This is a genomic window from Methylobacterium thuringiense, from assembly GCF_022179645.1.
In the GTDB taxonomy this organism is placed as follows: domain Bacteria; phylum Pseudomonadota; class Alphaproteobacteria; order Rhizobiales; family Beijerinckiaceae; genus Methylobacterium; species Methylobacterium thuringiense.
Genome location: NZ_BPRA01000016.1, coordinates 30,887 through 53,968, shown reverse-complemented (window position 1 = coordinate 53,968; position 23,082 = coordinate 30,887). Strand labels below are relative to the sequence as shown.

Here is a 23,082-nt window from a genome sequence, read left to right as displayed (position 1 = left end):
GCGCGCTCACCGGCTGGACCGATACGGCGACGGCCGACGGGCCGCCCAGAGGCCTGCCGATGCCACGTTGCAGGCGGTGCGAAACTGGTCTTAATCACCGGGGCGAATGCATACGAACGCCGTGCAGGTCGCGTGTCGGGAACCGAGACAAAAGTGCCTGCGTCCCCAACCCGCGCCGAAAGCCTGTCGGACCAGATCGCCAACGCCATCCTGGCCGGCGAGTTCGCGCCTGGAACCCATCTCGACGAGCAGATCCTTGCCAAGCACTTCGGTGTTTCGCGCACGCCCGTGCGCGATGCCTTACGGCTGCTCAACGGAACCGGCCTGATCGACCTGCGCCCGCGGTTCGGGGCGACCGTCCGGACGATCACGCCGGACGAACTCGACATGCTGTTCATCGCCATGGGCGAGATCGAAGCGACCTGCGCACGCCTCTCGACGCTGAGCATGTCGTCGGCGGAACGTGGCGGGCTTCGGGTGCTCCACGAACACATGGGAACTCTCGCCGAGGCCGGCGACCACGACAGCTACGTCGTCGCCAACCAGGAGTTTCACGGGCTTCTCTACGCTGGCGCCCACAATTCCGTGGTCGACGAGATCGCCCGCAACCTGCGGCGGCGCCTGACACCTTACCGCCGGATCCAGTTCCAGGCCGCAGGGCGGCTCGCCCGCTCGCATGCCGAGCACGGTCTCGTCGTGCGGGCCATCCTCGCGCGCGACGCAGCGGCCGCGAACTCCGCCATGCTCGTCCATATGAGCGTCGTCGAGGATGCCTTCGTGGCGGTCGATGCCGAAAGCGCGGCCGCGCGTGAAGCCGCGGGCGAGCGGGTCCGGGAGCGTCGCACGCGGATTGCGGCGCCGGTGCGCGCCGGCAAGGCGCGCCCGCCGCGCTGACGGCCTGCGATTCGACCGGGCCGACTGCCCATCGGATTGCCAGAACGGCCGAAACTTCGCGCAGAGAAGTGTATGGTTTGTGCAGGCGTTTCTGTCCGCTTGCATACATGATCGCCGGACGTTGATCCGATTCAACGGCCTGCGAGGCAGTCCGCATGCCCAGCGTTCTCGAAGCCCAGCCGTCACCGCTCACCTTCGCTGCGTCGACCACGGCTCTCGTGATCATCGATATGCAGCGCGACTTCCTGGAGCCTGGCGGCTTCGGCGAAAGCCTCGGCAACGACGTCTCGCTCCTCGCCGCCGCCGTGCCGCCGACGCAGGCTCTGCTCGCTGCGGCCCGCGCGGCTGGATTGCTCGTCGTGCATACACGCGAGGGCCATCGCCCGGACCTCTCCGACGCACCGCCAGCCAAGCTGGAGCGCGGTGAGCCGACCGCGCGGATCGGACAGCCAGGCCCGATGGGCAGGATTCTGATCCGCGGCGAACCCGGGCACGACATCATCCCCGCACTGAAGCCGTGGGACGGCGAGCCGGTGATCGACAAGCCGGGCAAGGGCGCCTTCTACGCGACCGAGCTCGCCGAGGTGCTCGCGGCCCGGAACATCGCGACGCTTCTCGTCTGCGGCGTGACCACCGAGGTCTGCGTGCACACGACGGTGCGGGAGGCCAACGACCGCGGCTATCGCTGCGTCGTCGTCGCCGACGCCTGCGGGTCGTACATCCCAGAATTTCACGAAGCCGGCCTCGCGATGATCAAGGCGCAGGGCGGCATCTTCGGCTGGGTCTCGGACTCGGGCAGCGTGATCGCCGCCCTCAGCCGACACACGTGATCCACTGCGCGGGCGCGGTGCCGCCGCCCCGCCGGACGTAACGGAGGGCATCATGGCAAGTGGCATGACCACGACGGCCGCGGCGAGCGGCCGACCGGCCCTCTGGGTGCCCGGCGACTGGAACGCCTTCTTCGGCTTCGGCACCAACATTCTCGTCAACATGCTGGTGCTGACCGGCCTGCTGCGCTTCGTCCTCGGCATGCCCGACGCGATCACCTTCGGGCGAATCCTGCCCGCCGTCGGCCTGATGCTCTTCCTCTCCACCGCCTATTACGGCTGGCTCGGCTATCGCCTCGCCAAGGCGACCGGCCGCGACGACGTCTGCGCGCTGCCCTCCGGCATCAGCGTGCCGCACATGTTCATCGTGGTCTTCGTGATCATGCTGCCGATCAAGCTCTCCACCGGCGATCCGGTGAAGGCCTGGGAGGCGGGGCTCGCCTGGGTGTTCATCCAGAGCTTCATGCTGATGGCCGGCGGCTTCATCGCCCCCCTCATCCGCCGCATCACGCCGCGCGCGGCGCTGCTCGGCACGCTGGCCGGCGTCTCCGTCACCTTCATCGCCATGCGGCCGGCGCTCGAACTCATCCAGACGCCGGTGATCGGCGTCGTCGCCTTCGCCATCATCCTGCTCGCCTGGTTCGGCGGCGTGCGCTACCCGGGCCGCCTTCCGGCCGGGCTCGTGGCCATCCTGTTCGGCATGGCGGTCGCCTGGGGGGCGAAGCTGTTCGGGATCGATATCGGTGGGGTCAGCGGCCCCGGCCTGACGAGCGCGCTCTCCGGCATCGGCTTCTCGGTGCCGCTGCCGGCCGTCGACCACGTCTTCGGCGGCTTCGAGTTCATCGGGATCATCCTGGTGACCGCGATCCCCTTCGGCATCTACGATCTCGTCGAGGCGATGGACAACGTCGAGAGCGCGGAGGTCGCGGGCGATGCCTACCCGACCACGCGGGTGCTCACGGCGGACGGCGTCGTCAGCCTGATCGGCTGCCTGATGGGCAACCCCTTCATCAACGCGGTCTATATCGGCCATCCCGGCTGGAAGGCGATGGGCGGGCGGATCGGCTATTCCTTCGCCACCGGCATCGTCGTCCTGCTGCTGGCCTGGTTTAACCTGATCTCGCTCATTTCCAGCGTGGTCCCGGTCGTCGCGATCTCGCCGATCCTGCTCTACATCGGCATGCTGATCGGGGCGCAGGCCTTCCAGGAGACGCCGCATTCGCACGCGCCTGCGATCGTCCTGGCCTTCGCGCCGCATCTCGCGGCCTGGGCCAAGACGCTGATCGACGGGGCACTGGGGGCGGCCGGCACCAGCGCGGCGGTGGTCGGCATCGACAAGCTCGGGCAAGTCGGCGTGCTCTATCACGGGCTCGCCGTGCTCGGCGAAGGCGCCATCCTCGGCGGCCTGATCCTCGGCGCCATCGCCGCCTTCATCATCGAGCGGGATTTCCTGCGGGCCTCGGCCTTCGCGGCGGCCGGCGGGGTGCTGACCTTCTTCGGCTTCATGCACGGACCGGCCGTCGGCTTCGCCGTGACCCCGACCTTGGCGCTCGCCTACATGCTCGTCGCGGGCCTCCTCTTCGCGGCGGCGCGCGGCGCGGTCCCGGTTCCGGCGATGGCGCAACCGGCGCACGCCCCTGCGGAATAGGATTTGCGGGCGGACCTCGTCCGGACCGTCTGGAGGGATGCATGACGGATACACCGAAGAACCCGGCCTTCGATCACGCGGCTTACGCCTCGGCCGCCGCCGCCATGCTCGCGCTGCCGATCGACCCCGCCTGGATGCCGACGATCGTGGCGAACCTGCGCGTGCTCCACGCCGCGGCCGATCACGTCGGCACCTTCCCTCTGCCGGACGAGGCCGAAGCCGCTTCGATCTTCACGGCGTGAGGCAGAGACACGTGAGCGAACAGGATTGGGCCACCGCCTCGGCGGCGACGATCGCGACTTCCGTCTCGGCCGGATCGGTGAGCGCCCGGACGATCGTCTCCGCCGCGCTCGATCGGATCGGCCGGATCGACCCCGCCGTGAACGCCTTCACCGACGTCCTGGCGGATCGCGCTCTGGCCCGTGCGGATCGTCTCGACACGGCGCGCGGACGAGGCGAGGCGCCCGGAGCGCTCGCGGGCGTCCCCTTCGCGGTGAAGAATCTGTTCGACATCGCCGGCCTGCCGACGCGGGCCGGGTCGCTGATCAACCGGGAGCGGGCGCCGGCCGAACGGGATGCGACGCTGATCGCCCGCATGGAGGCCGCGGGCGCGATCCTCGTCGGCGCGCTCAACATGGGCGAGTACGCCTACGACTTCACCGGAGAGAACATCCACGACGGCGACACCCGGAACCCGCACGATCTCCGGCACATGTCCGGCGGCTCCTCGGGCGGGTCCGGCGGAGCGGTAGCGGCGGGTCTCGTGCCGCTGGCGCTCGCTTCCGACACCAACGGCTCGATCCGGGTGCCCTCCGCCTTCTGCGGCTGCTTCGGCCTCAAGCCGACCTACGGGCGGCTCAGCCGGGCCGGGAGCTTTCCCTTCGTCGGCAGCCTCGACCATCTCGGGCCGATGGCGCGCTCGACCCGAGACCTCGCCCTCGCCTACGACGCCATGCAGGGGCCTGATCCGGCGGATCCCGCCATCGCCGGCCGAGCCACGGAGCCCGCCTCTCCCGGCCTCGACGAGGATATGGCGGATCTGCGAATCGCCGTCGCGGGCGGCTATTTCGCCCGCAGCGGTGACGTGGACGTCTTCGCGGCCGTCGCGCGGGTGGCCGACGCCTTGTCCTGCACGCGCTCTGTCGAGATCCCCGAAGCCGCCCGTGCCCGGGCATCGGCCTACGTGATCACGGCCGCCGAGGGCGCAAGCTTGCATCTCGACCGCCTGCGCGAGCGGGCAGGAGAGTTCGACCCGGCCGTCAGGGACCGGCTGATCGCCGGAGCGATGCTGCCGGCGCCCTTCGTCGAACGGGCCCAGCGCTTCCGCCGCTGGTACCGCGCAGCCGTGCTCGATCTGTTTCGCGAGGTCGACGTCATCCTGGCGCCCAGCACGCCCTACCGGGCGCCGCGTTCGGGCCAGGCGACCTTCGTGCTCGACGGTGTCGAATTACCGGTGCGCCCCAATATCGGCCTGTTCACGCAGCCGATCTCCTTCATCGGCCTGCCGGTCGTCGCCGTGCCGGTCCGGCTCGACGCGGGTCTGCCGCTCGGCGTGCAGATCATCGCCGCCCCCTGGCGCGAAGACCTCGCGCTTCGGGTGGCCCACCACCTCGAATGCGCGGGCATTATCCGCGCGCCCGTCGCGAACCTCGCGTGACACCGATGCGCATCGACGATCCCGTGGCGAAGGCCGAGGTCGAAGCGGCGTTCGCCCGCTACGAGGCGGCGCTCGTCGGCAACGACGTCGAGACGCTGGAGGCGCTGTTCCACGACGATCCGCGTACGATCCGCTACGGCGGGGCAGAAAACCTCTACGGCATGGACGCGATCCGCGCCTTCCGCCGGTCCCGCTCGCCGCAAGGTCTCGCCCGCAACCTCTCGGGCACGGTCATCACCACCTACGGACGCGATCTCGCCGTCGCGATGACGTTGTTCACGCGCGAGGGCGCCTCGGATCGCGTCGGGCGGCAGAGCCAGACCTGGATACGGTTTCCCGATGGCTGGAAGGTCGTCGCGGCCCATGTCAGCGAGATCGAAACCTAACCCGGCATCATCCGCAGGCGCGATCCTTCCGGCTCACGGCTTTTCGATTTTCTCAAACGTCTCCTTCTAAGCTTTTCAGGTTTTCCGGGAGACCAGCGAAGGTCATCTTCACTCCATCAGATGGCGGGCAGCGCCCCGCCACCGCCCGGACTTGATGGAGACCACGATGACCCGCCTTCTCACCGCATCCGCCCTGGCCCTCGCGCTCGTCGGCGCCGTGCCCGCCGCCGCCCTCGCCCAAAGCTACAACGCACCGGCCGGCATCCCGGCTCAAGCAGCACCGGGCACCTCCGTCGAGCAGGGCGCAGGCCACGGCTGGACCGCCGCCACGCCGGGCACCTACGACAGCCTGACCACCGGATCGGTCACGCAGCGGTCGCATCAGAACGGGACGGCCCGCCGCTAACCCGCGGGATGTCGCGACAGGACCGACGAAGCCGGCCCCGCAGCTGCGGGGCCGGCTCGCTTACGTCAGGATTCCCTCAGCCGAATTGCGGAGAGTTTCGTTGCTCCGATGCCAACGGCTCTCGGCTTCAGCTGCAGCCCGTCGTCGAGCCGCAGGTGTCGCACTTCAGGCAGGTCCCGTTGCGCACGAGGGTGAAGTTCGCGCATTCGGGGCAGGATTCGCCGACATAGCCCTTCATCTTCGCCTCGGCCCGGCGGTCGGCAGCCGTACGCTCGGGCTTGGCGAAGGGAAGTGCGTCGACGAGGGCCTCGGCCTTGCCGGCGAGAACCGGGTCGAGCTTCAGCGCGGTCGAACCCCGCATGGCGTGGACCGTGCCGCCGGCTGGGGCGCTCAGGCCGGTGGAGGCGGCTGCGACTCCGGTGACGGCGCCGGCCGGGCCGCCGTGGATCAGCGTGAGCCGGTCGGCCGAGCCGCGCAGCAGGCCGCGGGAGACCACGCTGGAGGCGGCGGGGCCGGGCTTGCCCGCCTCGCGGGTGGTGTCGCTCTCGCCACCGCCGAGGACGGTCGAGCCGATCTCGGACGGATTGACGTGGGCGAGGTCCGAACGACCGAGATACGAGATCGCCAGTTCGCGAAACACGTAGTCGAGGAGCGAGGTGGCGTTCTTGATCGCGTCGTTGCCCTGCACGAAGCCCGAGGGGTCGAACCGGGTGAAGGTGAAGGCCTCGACGTATTCCTCGAGCGGCACGCCGTACTGGAGGCCGAGGGAGATCGCGATGGCGAAGTTGTTCATCAGCGAGCGGAAGGCGGCGCCCTCCTTGTGCATGTCGATGAAGATCTCGCCGAGGCGCCCGTCGTCGTACTCGCCGGTACGCAGGTAGACCTTATGGCCGCCGACCACGGCCTTCTGGGTGTAGCCTTTCCGCCGGTCGGGCATCTTTTCGCGGGAGCGGATGTGCTCGATGCGCTCGATGACACGCTCAACGATGCGCTCGGCGGCGATCGTCGCCTTCGCGGCGGCGGGCGCCTGGATCAGGGCCTCGACCGCATCCTCCTCGTCGTCCTCGTCGGCGATCAGCGCTGAGTTCAGCGGCTGCGACAGCTTGGAGCCGTCGCGGTAGAGGGCGTTGGCCTTGAGCGCCAGGGTCCAGGACAGGCGGTAGGCCGCCTTGCAATCCTCGACCGTGGCGTCGTTCGGCATGTTGATGGTCTTGGAGATAGCCCCCGAGATGAAGGGCTGCGCCGCCGCCATCATGCGGATGTGGCTATCGACCGAGAGGTAGCGCTTGCCGGTACGGCCGCAGGGATTGGCGCAGTCGAACACGGAGTAGTGTTCGAGCTTGAGGAAGGGTGCGCCCTCCAGCGTCATCGCCCCGCAGATGTGGATGTTGGCCGCCTCGATGTCCTTCTTCGAGTAGCCGAGGAACGGCAGCAGCTCGAAGGTCGGATCCGTGAGCTTCTCCTCGGGCACCTTCAGCGTGTCCCGCAAAAAGTCGTCGCCGAGGTTCCAGCGGTTGAAGACGAACTTGATGTCGAAGGCCGATTTCAGGCCGCCCTCGATCGCCTTGATCTTGTCGTCCGTGAATCCCTTGGCGCGCAGCGAACCGGGGTTGATCGCCGGAGCCTGGCCCATGGAGCCGTGGCCGACGGCGTAGGCTTCGATCTCGGCAATATCGCTCTCGCGATAGCCGAGCGAGCGGAGCGCATCGGGGGCGGCCCGGTTGATGATCTTGAAGTAGCCGCCGCCGGCCAGCTTCTTGAACTTCACCAGGGCGAAGTCGGGCTCGATGCCGGTGGTGTCGCAATCCATCACGAGGCCGATCGTGCCGGTGGGCGCGATGACGGTGGCCTGGGCGTTGCGGTAGCCGTGGGCTTCGCCGAGGGACAACGCACGATCCCAAGCCGCACGGGCATGGTCGCCGAGGTCGCCCTGCGGGATGTTGGCGTGGTCGAGCGGGACGGGCGCGATCGAGAGAAACTCGTAGCCCTCCGCCTCGCCATGCGCCGCGCGGCGATGGTTGCGGATGACCTTGAGCATCGCGTCGGCATTGTCCTCGTAGGCCGCGAACGGCCCGAGCTCGGCCGCGATCTCGGCGGAGGTGGCGTAGCTGACGCCCGTCATGATCGCGGTGAGCGCGCCAGCGAGCGCCCGGCCCTTATCGGAATCGTAGCCGAGGCCCATGGTCATCAGCAGGCCGCCGATATTGGCGTAGCCGAGGCCCAGCGTCCGGTACTTGTAGGACAGCTCCGCGATCTCCTTCGACGGAAACTGCGCCATCATCACCGAGATCTCGAGCACCACCGTCCAGAGGCGGTTGAGATGCTCGAAGGCCTCGACGTCGAAGCGCTTCGAGGCGCGGTCGTACATCGTCAGCAGGTTGGCCGAGGCCAGGTTGCAGGCGGTGTCGTCGAGGAACATGTACTCGGAGCACGGGTTCGACGCCCGGATCCTGCCGCCCGACGGGCAGGTGTGCCAGTCGTTCATCGTGGTGTTGAAGTGCAGGCCCGGATCGGCCGACTGCCAGGCCGCCTCGCCGATCTTCTCCCAAAGGTGGCGGGCGTCGACTTCACGCGTCTTCGACGAGTTGCGCTCCTTGAGCTGCCACTTTCCGCCGGCATCCACCGCGCGCAAGAAGTCGTCCGTCAGCGAGACGGAGTTGTTGGAATTCTGGCCGGCCACCGTGAGGTAGGCTTCCGAGTCCCAGTCGGTGTCGTAGACGGGGAAGTCGATCTTGGTGAAGCCCTGACGCGCGAACTGCACGACGCGCTTGGTGTAGCCATCGGGCACCATCGCCTTGCGGGCAGCCTTGATCTCGCGCTTGAGGGCCGGGTTGCGCTCGGGGTCGAAGCAGGCGTCGCCCTCGGCCTCGCACTGGGTGCAGGCCTTCATCACCGCGGTAAGGTGCTTCGAGACGACCTTCGAACCGGTGACGAGGGCGGCGACCTTCTGCTCCTCCTTCACCTTCCAGTCGATGAAGGCCTCGATGTCCGGGTGGTCGATGTCGACGATGACCATCTTGGCCGCGCGGCGTGTGGTGCCGCCGGACTTGATCGCGCCGGCCGCCCGGTCGCCGATCTTGAGGAAGCTCATCAGGCCCGACGACTTGCCGCCGCCGCCGAGTTTTTCGTTCTCGCCCCGCAGCATGGAGAAGTTCGAGCCGGTGCCGGAGCCGTACTTGAACAGGCGCGCCTCACGCACCCACAGGTCCATGATGCCGCCCTCGTTCACGAGGTCGTCCTGGACGCCCTGGATGAAGCAGGCATGCGGCTGCGGGTGCTCGTAGCTCGATGCCGACTTCGTCAGCTCGCCGGTGCGGTAGTCGCAGTAATAGTGGCCCTGGCTCGGGCCATCGATGCCGTAGGCCCAATGCAGGCCGGTGTTGAACCATTGCGGCGAATTCGGCGCGACCATCTGGCGGGCGAGCATGAAGCGCAGCTCGTCCATGAACGCGGCGGCGTCCTCTTCCGAGGTGAAGTAGCCGCCCTTCCAGCCCCAGTAGGTCCAGCAGCCGGCCAGCCGATCGAACACCTGCGTGGAGGTGATCTCGGAGCCGACACGCTCGGCCTCGGGCAGCTCGGCCAGCGCCGCCTCGTCGGCGACGGAGCGCCAGAGGAAGGAGGGGACGGAATTCTCCTCGACCTTCTTCAGCCGCGCGGGCACGCCGGCCTTGCGAAAATACTTCTGCGCCAGCACGTCGGCGGCGACCTGGCTCCAGCTCTCGGGAACCGAGATGCCGTCGAGCCGGAACACGACCGAACCGTCGGGGTTGCGGATCTCGCTCACCGCCTCGCGGAACGGAATCGTCGCGTAGGGGGACTGGCCTGCCGTGGTGTAGCGCCGCTCGAACCGCATGAATCGCTTCTCCCTGGACGCGCAGGGCGCGCCCCGCCGACGACCCCGTCGGCATGGCTTGAACACATGAGACAATCGCCCGGCCGGACAACGGATTCGGCAGCAAATGCAGAGATTTGCCGAACCTCGCCGCGACATGCGTGCGGGGGGTGCGTACCCCGCTCCGCGCCGTCCGAAGCGTTGACCGGACCCTAACGCTGGGGCACGCGGCTCGTCAACAACTGGTGCTTTGCCGGCTGGTTGCCCCAAGATGTAGTGTTTTGCGCACCAAAATCTGTGGAAAACCCCGGCGTCGCGCTAAGTGCCGATCCGGCCTCGCCGATTGCCCGGCATAAAATTTTTGCTCCACAGCCTCCCTGGCAAGTGCCGCGTCGGAGACCTCGCTCGAACCGTCGGAATGTGGCGGACGTGTCGCACATGCAGCAGTTGGCGGGGCCAGGACCGGGGGCTGTCGCCGCCTGCCCGGGCCGTCCGCCACGCTGGACTTGAGCAGGGGCCCCGCTCATAAGAGCGGCGCCGACGGCAGGCCCGCGCGCCGCGACGAGGAACCATGGCCCTCAAGGACACGCTGCTTCGCATCTTCACCTGGTGGAACGGTCAGACCGTTTCGCTGGCCATCATGACCGCGCGCAGCGGTCAGTTCGTCGGCGCGGACGAGTTCGGCAACAAGTACTACAAGGCGCTCGGTCCCCTGATCGACCGATCGGTCGGCCCGGAGCGGCGCTGGGTGATCTACAACGGCTATGCCGACGCCTCGAAGGTGCCGCCCGGCTGGCGCGGCTGGCTCTGCCACAACGGCGACATCCCCCCGAGCGAGGAAGACTATCAACCCCGCGAATGGCAGAAGGCCCACGTCGCGAATACGACAGGCACCTCCGAGGCCTATCGGCCGAGGGGGTCGCAGCTCTCGCGGGGAGCGCGTCCCGCCGCGACCGGCGATTACGTGCCGTGGTCGCCGGGGGAATAGACGCCCCGGCCTGATCCCGCTCCGCATCGTTCCTGTCCGCGAACCGTTGCAAGCGTCGCGGAGCGCTGCTCAAGCCGCCCTTTTTCCACCAAGCTTCCCGTGTCCATAGCGCCCCATGCCGGCGCAGCTCCGGCCTCACGCCCAGCACAGTTTCGAGAGGGGCGCGCCTTGAGCCGCAGATCCGCACGCTTTCTTCGTCCCGCCGCCCTGGTGCTGGCGGCCCTCGGCCTCGCCGTGGGTCCCGCGCAAGCCGACAAGATCAAGAATCCGACCGCCGTCTTCTCCGGCCTCGACAAGATCACCGGCCGGATCGTGTCGTTCGAGGTCGCCGTCGACGAGACCGTGCAGTTCGGTGCGCTGCAGCTGACGCCGCGGGTCTGCTATTCGCGCCCGCCCACCGAGACGCCGAAGACCACGGCCTTCCTCGAGGTCGACGAGGTCACCCTCGACAACAAGTATCGCCGCATCTTCACGGGCTGGATGTTCGCCTCGAGCCCCGGCCTCCACGCCATCGAGCACCCGATCTACGACGTCTGGCTCGTCGATTGTAAGGGCGGCACCGACGTGATCGCCGAGCTCAAGGAGCAGGAGGACACGCCGGCGCTCGCCTCCCGCACCGACAAGAAGAAACGCGACAAGGCGGGCGACCCGACGAAGGCGACGGCCCAAGTCAACCAGCAGGGCCAGGTCGACGTCGAAGGTCCGCGCGGCGTGCCGGTGCAGCCCAAGCAGAAGCCGTCCCGAAAATTCTTCCCGACGAACGAAGGCCCGGGTCCGGCCCCCCCGCCGCAGCGCGAAGAGACGATCTTCGACCGGATCTTTCGCTGAGGCATCAAAGCGTGCTGCCGTTTCACAGAAACGGCAGCACGCTTTGCGTTATCGCGATCGCATGATGGTTTCGGAAAACCGGATTCCACTTTTCCGCATCATGCTTCAAGCCGCGATCCTGCCGCGCGCGCTCATGAACGGGCCGACCGGCGCGCGGGCGGCTGCGAACGAGCCGAGCCCGATCGGCTTCGGCATGCCGAGATAGATCGCCTCCATCCCGCCGGACCGCCGATAGGTCTCGTGCCAGAAGCCGGAGCCGGCGGGATCCTTCGCGAATCGACTCCACCAGCCCTTGTGCGGCTCCGAGCGGGTGAAGGCCTCGAGGCTCTCGAAATCCCGCCAGTACTGCCGCATGCCGACGTGGTTGAGGGCATAGAGCACGCTCTCGTGCGCCAGCAGCCCGTCGGGCTTTTCGCGGTTCAGATCTCCGAGCCGGCGGCCGATGCCGAGGAGTGCTTTCAGGCCGCGCCAGGTGGTCACCCGGAAGCCGAGATAGACCACCACGAGATCGGGATAGCCGCCGAGATCGACGGAGATTCGTCCGGGGCCGATAGGCGGGGCTTTTGGGTCCGTCTGGTCCGTCATGGCCGCGTCTCCTGCCGAGGCGGTCAGCATAGGCGCAATGCCGATCGTGTGGGCAAGTTCCTCGCCGGCAGCCGGCCAGTGGAGCGCTCCACCGCACTGGCCGTCCTTCAAAGGCGGAACGGCCCAATCACGGCCGCTCGGAGGCGAGTGCCGCAAGGGCCTGGGCCCCACCGACACCCCGGTCGCAGGGCCAGATCGCCCAGTCCGCCTCCTGCGCCACCGCCTCGTTCAGGCGGCGCTTGTAGATGTGGCGCGGCACTTCCTCGACGCCGAACTGGCCGAGATGGTCGGTGAGGAACTGGGTGTCGGCCAGCTGATAGCCGCCGGCGCGCAGCCGCGCGACGAGGTGGACGAGGGCCACCTTCGAGGCGTCGCTGACCTCGTGGAACATGCTCTCGCCGAAGAAGGCCGCACCCAGCGAGACGCCATAGAGGCCGCCGACCAGCCGGCCCTCGCTGTAGACCTCGACCGTGTGGCAGCGGCCGGCATCGAACAGCGCGCCGTAGAGATCGCGGATCCGAGCGTTGATCCAGGTCCGGGCGGTGTCGCGCCTGGGTGCGGCGCAACCCGAGATCACCGCCTCGAAATCGCGGTCCGAGACCACCTCGAACACGTCCGAGCGCACGGTGCGGGCAAGACGCCGGGGTACGTGGAAGCGGTCGAGCGGTAGGACTCCGCGGGCGCGGGGCTCGACCCAGTAGATCGTCGGATCGTCCGCGTCCTCGGCCATCGGAAAGATGCCGGCGGCATAGGCCTTCAGCAGGATGTCCGGCGTGATGTCCACGGGAGTGCGATCGTGCATCCCCCGTTCTCGCGCGCCGAGCCTGCGAACGCCAGCCGCCTCAGACGCCGTCCAGGCCGACGGTCTCCAGAAACCCTTCGAGCCAGTGGATGTCGTAGAGGCCGTTCTGGACATCGGCGTTGCGCACCAGCGTGCGGAACAGCGGCAGCGTGGTGTCGACGCCGTCGACGACGAACTCATCGAGCGCCCGGCGCAGACGCATCAGGCACTCGTTGCGGGTGCGGCCGTGCACGATGAGCTTGCCGATCAGCGAATCGTAGTGCGGCGGGATGCGGTAGCCCTGGAACACCGCGGAATCGACGCGCACGCCGAGGCCGCCCGGCGGGTGGAAATAGGTGATCAGGCCGGGAGAGGGCCGGAAGGTCGAGGGGTGCTCGGCATTGATCCGGCACTCGATGGCGTGGCCGGTGACGTGGATGTCCGACTGGCCGACCGAGAGCGGATTGCCGGCCGCGACCCGGATCTGCTCGTTGACGAGGTCGATGCCGGTGATCATCTCCGTGACCGGATGCTCGACCTGGATCCGGGTATTCATCTCGATGAAGTAGAAGCGCCCGTCCTCGTAGAGGAACTCGATGGTGCCGGCGCCGAGATAGCTCAGCTCCTGCATGGCCTTGGCGCAGATGCCGCCGATTTCGGCGCGCATCTCGGCGTTGAGCGCGGGCGAGCCGCCCTCTTCCCAAACCTTCTGGTGGCGGCGCTGCAGCGAGCAGTCGCGCTCGGCCAGATGGATGGCATTGCCCCGGCCGTCGCCGAGGATCTGAACCTCGATGTGGCGCGGCTTCTCCAGGTACTTTTCGAGATAGACCGCGTCGTCGCCGAAGGCGGCCTTGGCCTCGGTACGGGCCATGTTCAGCGCCTCTTCGAGGTCGGCCTCGGTGCGCGCGACCTTCATGCCGCGCCCGCCGCCGCCCGACGCCGCCTTGACCAGCACCGGATAGCCGATCTCGGCTGCGACCTTCTTCGCCTCGTCGGTGTCGGTGACGCCGCCCTCGGAGCCGGGCACGCAGGGAATGCCGAGGCGCTTGGCCGTGCGCTTCGCCTCGATCTTGTCGCCCATCGTGCGGATATGCTCGGCCTTGGGGCCGATGAAGCCGATATTGTGGTGCCCGAGCACCTCGGCGAAGCGGGCGTTCTCCGAAAGGAAGCCGTAGCCGGGATGCACGGCGTCGGCCCCGGTGATCTCGCAGGCGGCGATGATCGAGGGGATGTTGAGGTAGCTGTCGCGGGCGGCCGGCGGGCCGATGCAGACGCTCTCGTCGGCGAGCCGCACATGCATCGCGTCGGCATCCGCCGTGGAGTGGACGGCGACGGTCGCGATCCCGAGCTCCTTGGCCGCCCGCAGGATGCGCAGTGCGATCTCGCCGCGGTTGGCGATCAGGATCTTGTCGAACATCTTTTCGGACTTACTCAATCACAAGAAGGGCTTCGCCGAATTCTACCGGCGTGCCGTCTTCCACGAAGATCGCCGTGACGGTGCCGGCGCGGGGCGCCACGATGTCGTTGAAGGTCTTCATCGCCTCGATGAGCAGCACCCTGTCGCCGGCCGCGACCTTGGAGCCGACATCGATGAAGGGCTTCGCCTCGGGCGAGGGGCGCAGATAGGCGGTGCCGACCATCGGCGAGGGCACCGCACCGGGATGGGCCGCGCCCTTGGCGGGCACCGCGGGCGTGCCGGGAGCGGAGGCGGCGACCGCCACGGGCGACGGAGCGGCCGCGGCGAGGGGGGCGGGCGCCACCTGCACCGCGATCTGCTCGATCTTGCGGGCGACGCGGATGCGCAGGTCGCCCTTCTCGACCTCGATCTCGGTGAGATCCGTCTCGGCGACCATCTTGGCGAGTTCGCGCACGAGTTCGGGATCGAAGGGTTCGTTCTTGGCCATCGCCTGCCGTCTTATGCGTCGGGTGAAGGGGGCTGACGCCCCTGAAGGAGATGCGCGAGCGCGTCGAGCCCCGCGCGGTAGCTGTAGGCGCCGAATCCGCTGATCACCCCGGCACAGACCGGCGCGATCAGCGAGACATGGCGGAAATCCTCACGGGCATGGACGTTCGAGAGGTGGATCTCGACCGCGGTGACCCTGGAGCCGGTGATCGCATCGCGCAGCGCGATCGAGGTGTGGGTGTAGGCGGCGGCGTTGATCAGCACGCCGGCCCCCGCCTCGCCCGCGTCCTGGACGAACGTCACGAGCTCGCCCTCGTGGTTGGTCTGGCGGAAGGTCAGCGCAAGCCCAAGCTCGCCGGCGCGCGCGACGCAGTCCCGCTCGATCTCCGCGAGGGTGGTCGAGCCGTAGATGCCCGGCTCGCGGCGGCCGAGCAGGTTGAGGTTCGGCCCGTTGAGGACGTGGATGGCGCGCATGGACCCTTAAGGTTGCGGCGGCCGGGCGAAAAAGCGTCCGGCCGGGGCGGAGCCGGTCTTAAACGACCGGCGAAGGCTGCGACAAGGGGACACGCGATCATGTCCCCGTCGCGCGATCGGTCGCGCTCAGCAGCTGGCGTGGCCGCACTGGCGGATGTCGGCGATCGTCTTCTTCATCGGCTCGACGCCGACGGCGCCCGGAAGGATCTCGTCGCCGATGATGAAAGCCGGGGTACCCGACAGGCTGAGCTTGTCGCCGAGACCCATGTTCTCGGCGAGCGCGGCCTTCACCTCGGGGCCGGCGGCGTCCTTCTTCAGCTTCTCCAGATCGAGGCCGAACTCCTTGGCGACGGCGAGCGCGCGCTCCGCGTTGATGCGTCCCTTGCTCTCCAGAAGCTTGACGTGGAAGTCGAACATCTTGTCGCCCTTGAGCTGCTGCTTGGCGGCGAGCGCGATCTTGCTGGCCTCCACCGACTCGTTGCCGAGCACGGGAAAGTCCTTGAGCACGACCTTCAGCTTCGGGTCGCCCTTCATCAGCGTCTGCACGTCGGTGAGCGCCTTGCGGCAATAGCCGCAATTGTAGTCGAAGAACTCGACCACGGTGACGTCGCCTGCCGGGTTGCCCGCCGTGACGCTGTGGGGGGAATCGACGAGGGTGGCGCTCGCCTCCTTGAGGGCGGCGGCCTGCGCGAGCTTCTGGGTCTCCTGCTGGCGGCGCTCGCCCTCGGCGACGGCCTCCTGGAGCACCTCGGGATTCTTCACGAGGTAGTCCTTGACGATCGCCTCGATCCCCTTGCGCTGCGAGTCGGTGAACGCAGCCGCATCCTCGGCCGACACGGAGGAGACGGCACCGAAGGCGACGGCCAGGACGAGGGCAAGCGCGGAGACGGAGCGGAGCAGGGGCATCGATGTCCTCGACGAGATCGGGGCGGGCCTCGCAACGGGCGCTGGGAGGCGGTGCGCTTCGGGTCTTGCGTTAGCGGCGGGGTTAGGCGTTTTCGCGGCGCGTGGTCAAATCACGGGCGCGTCGGCGGATTCGCCGCCGGCCCCGGCAGCGAAGGTCCGTCGCGATGTCCGACGATCCGATCGAGCGCCTGCGCCGGATCTGCCTCGCCCTGCCGGAGGCAAGCGAAAAACGCGCCTGGGGCGACCCGACCTTCCGGGTGCGCGACCGGATCTTCGCGATGCCGAAATCCGGTGACGGCCGCCTCTCGGTCTGGATGAAGGCGCCGCCGCACGCCCAGGAGATCCTGATCGGCGCCGACCCGGCGCGCTTCTTCGCGCCGCCCTATGTCGGCCCCAAGGGCTGGGTCGGCATGCGGCTCGACGCTGCGCCGGACTGGGAGGAGGTGAGGGCACTCGTCACCCGCAGCTACCGGCTGATCGCGCCGAAGCGGTTGGCGGCGCGGGTGGCAAAGTCGGCAATGCGGATTGAGCTTGCCAGCAATGGAATCCCGATCGATCGAGACGCGATGACCAACTCCCAAAAAATCTCGCGGCGCGTCCAGGCCGTGGCGCCGTTCCTGGCGATGGACGTGATGGCCGCCGCTGCCGCGAAAGTGCGGGCCGGCGACAGCGTGATCCGCATGGAGGTCGGCCAGCCCTCGGCCCCTGCCCCGCGGGCGGTGATCGCGGCGGCGCAGTCCGCCCTCGCCGACGGCCGGGTGCCGTACACGGAGGCGCTCGGCATGCCGGCTTTGCGCGAGCGCATCGCCCGGCACTATGCCGAGACTTACGGCGTCGCGGTGGCGCCGGAGCGGGTCGTCGTCACCACGGGCTCGTCGGCGGGGTTCGTGCTCGCCTTCCTGGCGCTGTTCGATGCCGGGGCGCGGGTGGCGGTGCCGCAGCCGGGCTATCCGGCCTATCGCAGCATCCTGCATGCCCTCGACCTCGTGCCGGTACCGCTGGTTCTGCGCCGGGCCGACCGCTTCGCGCCGACGAGCGCGCTGATCCGGGAGGCGGAAAACCTCGACGGGGTGCTGGTGATGAGCCCGGCCAACCCATCCGGCACGGTGATCGCGCCTGCCCGCCTCGCGGAACTCTGCGCCACCACGAAGGCGCTCGGCCTGCCCTTCATCTCGGACGAGATCTATCACGGGCTGAGCTACGGCGTGCCCACCGCCACCGCGCTGCAGTTCGACCCGGACGCGGTCGTCATCAACTCGTTTTCGAAATTCTACTGCATGACCGGCTGGCGCGTCGGCTGGATGGTGGTGCCCGAGACCCTGGTCCGCCCGATCGAGCGGCTGGCCCAGAACCTCTACATCTCGGCACCGTATCTCTCGCAGGTGGCGGCGCTGACGGCCTTCGATACCCTCGACGCGATCGGCGCGATCCGCGACGGCTACGCCGAAAACCGGAAAATCCTGCTCGACGCGCTGCCGGGCCTCGGCCTCGGCGAGGCGCATCCCGTCGACGGGGCCTTCTACCTCTACGCCGATGTCGGGCGGCTCACGGACGACGCCACCGCATTCTGCCGCCGGATGCTCGACGAGGCGGGGGTGGCGGCGACGCCGGGTCTCGATTTCGACCCGGCGCAAGGCCACCATCACGTCCGATTCTCGTTCGCCGGCTCCCAGGGCGAGTGCACCGAGGCCGTGCGGCGATTGCGGGCGTGGTTGTGCTAGACGCGACGGGAAACAGTGAAGACGACGAAGCCGTCGGCTCCGGCGTCACAGCCCCCTCGATCGCGTCCGCTCAGGCGGCCATCCGGCCCGTCACACCGTTGCCGCTGACACGGACGGCCTCGGTGCAGGTGGCGTCGAACGCGGTGAAGGCGGTCGAGGCCTTGTCCCAGTCCGAAGCGCGCACGCTGTCGACCATGAGACGGGCCTGACGGCCGGCTTCGGCGAGCATGTTGCGAAGAGCCATGTCGAGTCCGGATTCCACTGCCGCGTCCGCACCGGGGCGCTGGGCCGCGGCGGCGTCGGCCGGCGCGAGACCGACGAGGAGTCCGGCGAGGCCGCGTTTCCAGGTGGCGAGATCGGAGGGCAGCCGCGCGACGAGCGTGCCGGCCTTGTCGGCCTCGTCGCCGATCAACATGGCGCGGCTCGCCGTCTCCAGGCCGACGAGGCGGGTGATCGCGGCGGAGATTTCCGTACGGGCCTTGTCGGTGCCGGCGGCGATGCGCTCGACGCTGGACGAAATCTCGCCGGTGGCCTGCTGCTGCTGGTCCATGACGTCGGCGAGGGCGCGCATCTCGGCGGCCGCCTCGGCGACGGCACCGCTCTCGGATTCGACCCGGAGATTGGCGCGCTGCACGGCGCCGGCACCGGCGGCGACGGCTTCGCGGGTATGGGCCACGGTATCGCGCATGGTCGTGAGCTCGCCGCGCAGGCCGTCGAGACGGGTGCGGATCTCCTCGGTCGCCTTGGCGGTCTGACCCGACAATGCCTTCACCTCGCCGGCGACGACCGCGAAGCCGCGACCGGCCTCGCCGGCGCGGGCCGCTTCGATGGTGGCGTTGAGCGCCAGCAGATTGGTCTGGGCCGAGATGCTGGCGATGGCGGTGGCCATCTCCTCGATCTGCGCGGCCGCCCGCTCGAAGGCGGTGAGGCAGCCGGCGATCTTGGCCGAATGGGTCTCGATGGCGCCCATGCGGGCACCGGCCTGCGCGATGTCGCCGGCACAATCGGAGATGCCGGCGCGGGCGCGCTCGGCGGTGGCGGCGGCCTTCTGCGAGCGCGCGGCGATCTCGGCGGTCGAGACCGCAACCTCCTCGCTCGCGGCGGCGATGGTACGAGCTTGGTCGGCGATCTGCGCAGCGTCGTGGGTGAGCCAGCCGATCGCGGTACCGGCCTCGGAAGCGTCGGCGGCAATCCCCGCCTGACGGCGCAGGAGATCCATGTCGATGGCGACGGGCGCCGGCTCGACGATCACGGCCGGCGCAACGAGAGACACGAGCGTAGAGGCGGTTACGGCGTCCACACTGACGCGAGACTTGCGGAATCGTCCGAGCATTGTGGTGGAGTCCCCCCGCAAGCCGCAGAAACCGGCTCGACAGCGCCCACCATTAAACCACAGATGCAAAGCGCTGGTTAACGCAACTTGTCGGGACGCCTTCGGCAATAGCCAACGGATGCTGCACCGCAGAAACAACTTAGGTTGCGAAATACATGCGCATGCCCGCGATCCCGGTTCGGAGGAAGATCCGATACTTGGGTGATGGGGCGGTCGCGACAGAACGAAGCCGCCGAACCGAATGTTTCGGTGCGACGGCCTTGGAATCTCTCAGGTCCCGACGGCGAACCGGGATCCGGTTCGCCGGGAAGGGCTTACTCGCCGGTCAGGGCGGCCTTCGTGCGCGACCACCAGCCGGCACGCTTCGGACGGTCCGGATCGATCGGAGTCAGGACCACGGCGACCGGCTCCGGCGCGGGCTGATACACGGGGACCGGCTGCGGCTCGGCCTCCGGAGAGGCCAGGGCAGGCTCGACCGGCAGATCGACGGCATCCTGGATCGGAGCGTCGGCCTGCGCGGCCGGTTCCGCGTCGGCGCCATTGGCCACGGGCTCTTGATGCACCGGCTCCTGGGCAGCCTCGGCGGAGACGGCCATGACCGTCTCGGCACTGACCGGCTCCTCGGCGGCGGCGACATCGCCGGACTCTGACTCCTCCGATCCGTTGTCGTCACCCCGGTCGGCGCGGCCACGTCCGCCACGCTCGCGCTCGCGCCCACGGCCACCGCGGCGGCCACGGCGGCGGCGGCGTCCTGCGCCGTCGCCGTCAGCGTCGGTCGCGGTCTCGTCGCGGTCGGCATTCGCCGCGACTCCGGTCTCACCGATCTCGGCGTCGCTCCCCTCGTCGGAGCCGGCTTCGATCTCGTCGGACGCTTCGCCGGACTCGTCCGACTCGTCGCCCTCGCGGCCGTTCTCCTCGTCGGACCCGGTGCGGCCGCCGCGACGGCGACGACGGCGACGACGGCGACGGCCGTTCTCGTCGCTCGATTCGTCGCCGGCCTCGCGGGTCTCCGCGCCGTCCTTCGCCTCAATCTCGGTCTCGACCTCTGTCTCCTCCGCGACCTCGTCCTCGATCTCGTCGTCCTCGGCTTCGTAGACCGGAGAGATGGCGAGGGCGCGCACGCCCGTGACCGGCCCTGCCGCCTTCACGGCGAGTTCGCCGCGCTCCAGCAGGTAAGGCGAGCTCGCCACGAGACTGTCGTCGGCGGCGATGGTGACGGTGACGCCGAAGCGCATCTCAAGCTCGTGCAGATGCGCGCGCTTCTGGTTGAGGATGTAGAGGCAGGCTTCCGTGCGGGTGCGGAGCACAAGGTTGTGGGTCGCGCTCTTGACCAGCGCCTCCTCGATCGAGCGCAGGGTGTGGAGCGCCACCGACGAGGTGGCCCGCACGTAGCCCGAGCCGCCGCAATGCGGGCACTGGATCGACGAGGATTCGAGCACGCCGGCACGGATGCGCTGACGGCTCATCTCCAGGAGGCCGAAGGGCGAGATCCGGCCGACCTGGATGCGGGCGCGGTCGTTCTTGAGGGCCTCGTTGAGGCGCTTCTCGACGGCGCGGTTGTTGCGCTTTTCCTCCATGTCGATGAAGTCGATCACGACGAGGCCGGCGAGGTCGCGCAGGCGCACCTGGCGGGCGACCTCGTCGGCCGCCTCGAGGTTCGTCTTGAGTGCGGTATCCTCGATGTCGTGCTCGCGGGTGGCGCGCCCGGAATTCACGTCGACCGAGACCAGCGCCTCGGTCGGGTTGATGACGAGGTAGCCACCAGAGCGCAGGGTGACGTGGGTCGAGAACATCGCGTCGAGCTGCTGCTCGATGCCGTAGCGCGTGAACATCGGCGTCGCGTCGGTATAGGGCTTCACTACCTTGGAGGAGGTGGGCATCAGCATCCGCATGAAGTCCTTGGCCTCGCGGTAGGCGTCGGCGCCCGCGACCAGGACCTCCTCGAGTTCCTTATTGTAGAGATCGCGGATCGCCCGCTTGATCAGCGACCCCTCCTCGTAGACCAGCGCCGGCGCGGTCGAGGACAGCGTCAGCTCCCGCACGCTCTCCCAGAGCCGCATCAGGTACTCGAAGTCGCGCTTGATCTCGGGCTTGGTGCGCGAGGCGCCGGCCGTGCGCAGGATGATCCCCATGCCCTCCGGCACGTCGAGATCGGCCACGACCTCCTTCAGGCGCTTGCGGTCGGCCGCCGAGGTGATCTTGCGGGAGATGCCGCCGCCACGACCCGTATTCGGCATCAGCACGGAGTAGCGGCCGGCGAGCGACAGGTAGGTGGTGAGCGCCGCGCCCTTGGTGCCGCGCTCTTCCTTGACGACCTGGACCAGGATGATCTGGCGGCGCTTGATCACCTCTTGGATCTTGTAGTGACGACGATAGGCGCGGGGACGCTCGGGGATTTCGGCCATCGCATCGCCGGCGCCGCCGGTCTGCGCGACGCGGGGCTCGCCGTCCTCGTCGACGGAATCGTCATCCTCGTCGGAATCGTCCTCGTCTTCGTCGTCCTCCGAATCCTCGTCGGAATCGTCGTCCTCGTCTTCATCCGCGTCGGCGTCGTGCTCGTCCTCTTCCTCGGAGACGTGCGCATCGGACTCGGCCTCGGTCGGCGCCGCCGCGATGGCTGGCTCGGCATCGGCTTCGGCCGGATGCGGCGCCTCGGAGATGGCGGCAACGTCGGCGGGCTCCGGCGATGGCTCGTCGGCAGACGTCTCTGCGGGCGCGTCGTCCGTACGGTCGGCGGCGTCGAGGACGCCAGGCGGCAGTTCCGAAGCGTCGCCGCTGACGCCCGGCTCGTGCGCCGTCGCGTCGGACCGCGCCTCGTCGGCGTGATTCGCGTCATGCTCCCCGGAGGCCGGCGCGTGCTCGTCCTCGGCGCTGACCGATTCGTCGGTCTTGGCGGTGGCGGCCTCGGCGCGGCGCCCGCGCGGGCGGCGGCCCCGCGAACGGCGTTCCTCGCGCTCGTGGTGCTCTTCCTCCTCCCGCCGCTCCGCCTCGATCAGGGCGAGGCGGTCGGCCATCGGGATCTGGTAGTAGTCGGGATGGATCTCGCTGAAGGCGAGGAAGCCGTGGCGGTTGCCGCCGTATTCGACGAAGGCGGCCTGGAGCGAGGGCTCCACCCGCGTCACCTTGGCGAGGTAGATGTTGCCGCGCAGGGGCCTGCGGCTGGCCGACTCGAAGTCGAATTCCTCGACTTTAGATCCGTGGACCGTGACGACCCGGGTCTCCTCCGGGTGCATCGCGTCGATGAGCATCTTGTTGGTGTTGGCCATGACGAACTTTCGACATGGCGGCGGACGGGGCACACCTTGGACCTTGCCGTCCCGGCGGCGCCTTCCGCGGCCGTGAGGCCGGAACGGGGAGGGCGCGTGTCGGGCTCGTCGCCGTGGCCTGGAGGCTCAGGGGCGAGAGGCTTCGGGAAAAGGGTTTGCCGTCAACCGCCGCTCGGCGCCGGTGATCGGCGCGCCTGGGGTTGAACATGGCCGGCGGGAGGAAGGAGACGGCGCAACGCGACGGGCGTGCGCGGGAGGCACGAGCAACGGCAACCGATGCTGTGTGTCCCCCCATCCCTTCCGGCCTCACGAAGATTCCTGACCGGTCATGCCGGCCGCATGTCATTCGAAACAGGTGCGGCGGGACAAAAATCCCCGTCGCGCTTGCCGACACCGATCCGGCCTCGAAACGTGTCCGAAGATCACCACGAGGAGCCGGCTGCGAGAAGCACGCGAGGGGGCTTTCCGCGTCCGAAGGCCGCAAGTGTGACCATCGGGACCGGATGGGGTCGGTTTCATTAGCGTTTGTCACGCGCGTTTGGCAAGAGTCTGTTTCGATGACAGGTTTTCGCGATGGTCGCAGCCCTGCGACCAAAGCCCGGTGCGCGCGTTCCGGACGCCGCCGCTCGGCAGCGATGGATCGAGGG

The 23,082-nt window shown here is 68.7% G+C and carries 19 protein-coding genes and 1 pseudogene; 11 read left to right on the top strand and 9 right to left on the bottom strand.

Annotated features, from left to right (window positions below):
* Window positions 1–153: 153 nt before the first annotated feature.
* The 7 genes from MFF07_RS17740 to MFF07_RS17710 all read left to right on the top strand — a co-directional run bounded on the left by MFF07_RS17740 (window position 154) and on the right by MFF07_RS17710 (window position 5,818).
* Window positions 154–894: a GntR family transcriptional regulator gene (locus MFF07_RS17740; protein WP_147816911.1), complete on the top strand. Its 741-nt coding sequence runs from the start codon at window positions 154–156 to the stop codon at window positions 892–894.
* Window positions 895–1,049: 155 nt separating this feature from the next.
* Window positions 1,050–1,724 carry a cysteine hydrolase family protein gene (locus tag MFF07_RS17735; RefSeq protein WP_147816910.1) on the top strand — a complete coding sequence of 225 codons (675 nt, stop codon included), beginning with the start codon at window positions 1,050–1,052 and terminating at the stop codon, window positions 1,722–1,724.
* A 52-nt stretch (window positions 1,725–1,776) separates the two neighbouring features.
* Window positions 1,777–3,369 carry a regulator gene (locus MFF07_RS17730; RefSeq protein WP_210245130.1) on the top strand — a complete coding sequence of 531 codons (1,593 nt, stop codon included), beginning with the start codon at window positions 1,777–1,779 and terminating at the stop codon, window positions 3,367–3,369.
* Window positions 3,370–3,410: 41 nt separating this feature from the next.
* Window positions 3,411–3,611 carry a DUF4089 domain-containing protein gene (locus MFF07_RS17725; protein ID WP_147816909.1) on the top strand — a complete coding sequence of 67 codons (201 nt, stop codon included), beginning with the start codon at window positions 3,411–3,413 and terminating at the stop codon, window positions 3,609–3,611.
* An 11-nt stretch (window positions 3,612–3,622) separates the two neighbouring features.
* Window positions 3,623–5,026: an AtzE family amidohydrolase gene (locus MFF07_RS17720; protein ID WP_238232507.1), complete on the top strand. Its 1,404-nt coding sequence runs from the start codon at window positions 3,623–3,625 to the stop codon at window positions 5,024–5,026.
* A gap of 5 nt (window positions 5,027–5,031) precedes the next feature.
* The gene (hpxZ, locus tag MFF07_RS17715) at window positions 5,032–5,412 is read left to right on the top strand and encodes an oxalurate catabolism protein HpxZ (RefSeq protein ID WP_147816935.1); all 381 of its coding nucleotides are present in this window, start codon (window positions 5,032–5,034) and stop codon (window positions 5,410–5,412) included.
* Between the two features lie 166 nt (window positions 5,413–5,578).
* The gene (locus MFF07_RS17710; RefSeq protein ID WP_147816907.1) at window positions 5,579–5,818 is read left to right on the top strand and encodes a hypothetical protein; all 240 of its coding nucleotides are present in this window, start codon (window positions 5,579–5,581) and stop codon (window positions 5,816–5,818) included.
* A 127-nt stretch (window positions 5,819–5,945) separates the two neighbouring features.
* Here MFF07_RS17710 and MFF07_RS17705 read toward each other — a convergent pair whose 3' ends face one another.
* Window positions 5,946–9,671: a vitamin B12-dependent ribonucleotide reductase gene (locus MFF07_RS17705; RefSeq protein ID WP_147816906.1), complete on the bottom strand. Its 3,726-nt coding sequence runs from the start codon at window positions 9,669–9,671 to the stop codon at window positions 5,946–5,948.
* 550 nt (window positions 9,672–10,221) lie between these two features.
* On the opposite strand from MFF07_RS17705, the gene MFF07_RS17700 reads away from it, so the two are divergent.
* Complete coding sequence (locus MFF07_RS17700) at window positions 10,222–10,638, top strand: NADH:ubiquinone oxidoreductase subunit NDUFA12 (RefSeq protein ID WP_147816905.1); 417 nt, start codon at window positions 10,222–10,224, stop codon at window positions 10,636–10,638.
* A 168-nt stretch (window positions 10,639–10,806) separates the two neighbouring features.
* Window positions 10,807–11,466 carry a DUF2155 domain-containing protein gene (locus MFF07_RS17695; RefSeq protein ID WP_147816904.1) on the top strand — a complete coding sequence of 220 codons (660 nt, stop codon included), beginning with the start codon at window positions 10,807–10,809 and terminating at the stop codon, window positions 11,464–11,466.
* A gap of 105 nt (window positions 11,467–11,571) precedes the next feature.
* Here the strand turns inward: MFF07_RS17695 and MFF07_RS17690 are convergent, their stop codons facing one another.
* The 6 genes from MFF07_RS17690 to MFF07_RS17665 form a co-directional block, all read right to left on the bottom strand.
* On the bottom strand, window positions 11,572–12,051 hold the full coding sequence (locus tag MFF07_RS17690; RefSeq protein ID WP_147816903.1) for a DUF4188 domain-containing protein: 480 nt from the start codon (window positions 12,049–12,051) through the stop codon (window positions 11,572–11,574).
* A 127-nt stretch (window positions 12,052–12,178) separates the two neighbouring features.
* Window positions 12,179–12,853: a leucyl/phenylalanyl-tRNA--protein transferase gene (gene aat, locus MFF07_RS17685; RefSeq protein ID WP_147816902.1), complete on the bottom strand. Its 675-nt coding sequence runs from the start codon at window positions 12,851–12,853 to the stop codon at window positions 12,179–12,181.
* Between the two features lie 40 nt (window positions 12,854–12,893).
* A complete protein-coding gene (accC, locus tag MFF07_RS17680; protein ID WP_147816901.1) occupies window positions 12,894–14,249 on the bottom strand; it encodes an acetyl-CoA carboxylase biotin carboxylase subunit in 1,356 nt (451 codons plus the stop codon).
* 10 nt (window positions 14,250–14,259) lie between these two features.
* Window positions 14,260–14,736, bottom strand: a complete 477-nt coding sequence (gene accB, locus MFF07_RS17675; protein ID WP_147816900.1) for an acetyl-CoA carboxylase biotin carboxyl carrier protein — start codon at window positions 14,734–14,736, stop codon at window positions 14,260–14,262.
* A gap of 11 nt (window positions 14,737–14,747) precedes the next feature.
* Window positions 14,748–15,209 (bottom strand): type II 3-dehydroquinate dehydratase, encoded by a 462-nt coding sequence (aroQ, locus tag MFF07_RS17670; protein ID WP_147816899.1) that lies wholly within the window; start codon window positions 15,207–15,209, stop codon window positions 14,748–14,750.
* Between the two features lie 126 nt (window positions 15,210–15,335).
* A complete protein-coding gene (locus MFF07_RS17665; protein WP_147816898.1) occupies window positions 15,336–16,115 on the bottom strand; it encodes a DsbA family protein in 780 nt (259 codons plus the stop codon).
* 164 nt (window positions 16,116–16,279) lie between these two features.
* On the opposite strand from MFF07_RS17665, the pseudogene MFF07_RS17660 reads away from it, so the two are divergent.
* Both MFF07_RS17660 and MFF07_RS17655 read left to right on the top strand, forming a co-directional pair.
* A pseudogene (locus MFF07_RS17660) lies at window positions 16,280–16,579 on the top strand (MmcQ/YjbR family DNA-binding protein); the annotation flags it as partial.
* A gap of 102 nt (window positions 16,580–16,681) precedes the next feature.
* Window positions 16,682–17,836: a pyridoxal phosphate-dependent aminotransferase gene (locus tag MFF07_RS17655; RefSeq protein ID WP_238232527.1), complete on the top strand. Its 1,155-nt coding sequence runs from the start codon at window positions 16,682–16,684 to the stop codon at window positions 17,834–17,836.
* A 70-nt stretch (window positions 17,837–17,906) separates the two neighbouring features.
* Here the strand turns inward: MFF07_RS17655 and MFF07_RS17650 are convergent, their stop codons facing one another.
* Entirely contained in the window at window positions 17,907–19,109 is a 1,203-nt protein-coding gene (locus tag MFF07_RS17650) for a methyl-accepting chemotaxis protein (protein WP_238232506.1), read from the bottom strand.
* A gap of 374 nt (window positions 19,110–19,483) precedes the next feature.
* A complete protein-coding gene (locus MFF07_RS17645; protein ID WP_238232505.1) occupies window positions 19,484–22,435 on the bottom strand; it encodes a ribonuclease E/G in 2,952 nt (983 codons plus the stop codon).
* Window positions 22,436–23,082: the final 647 nt, after the last annotated feature.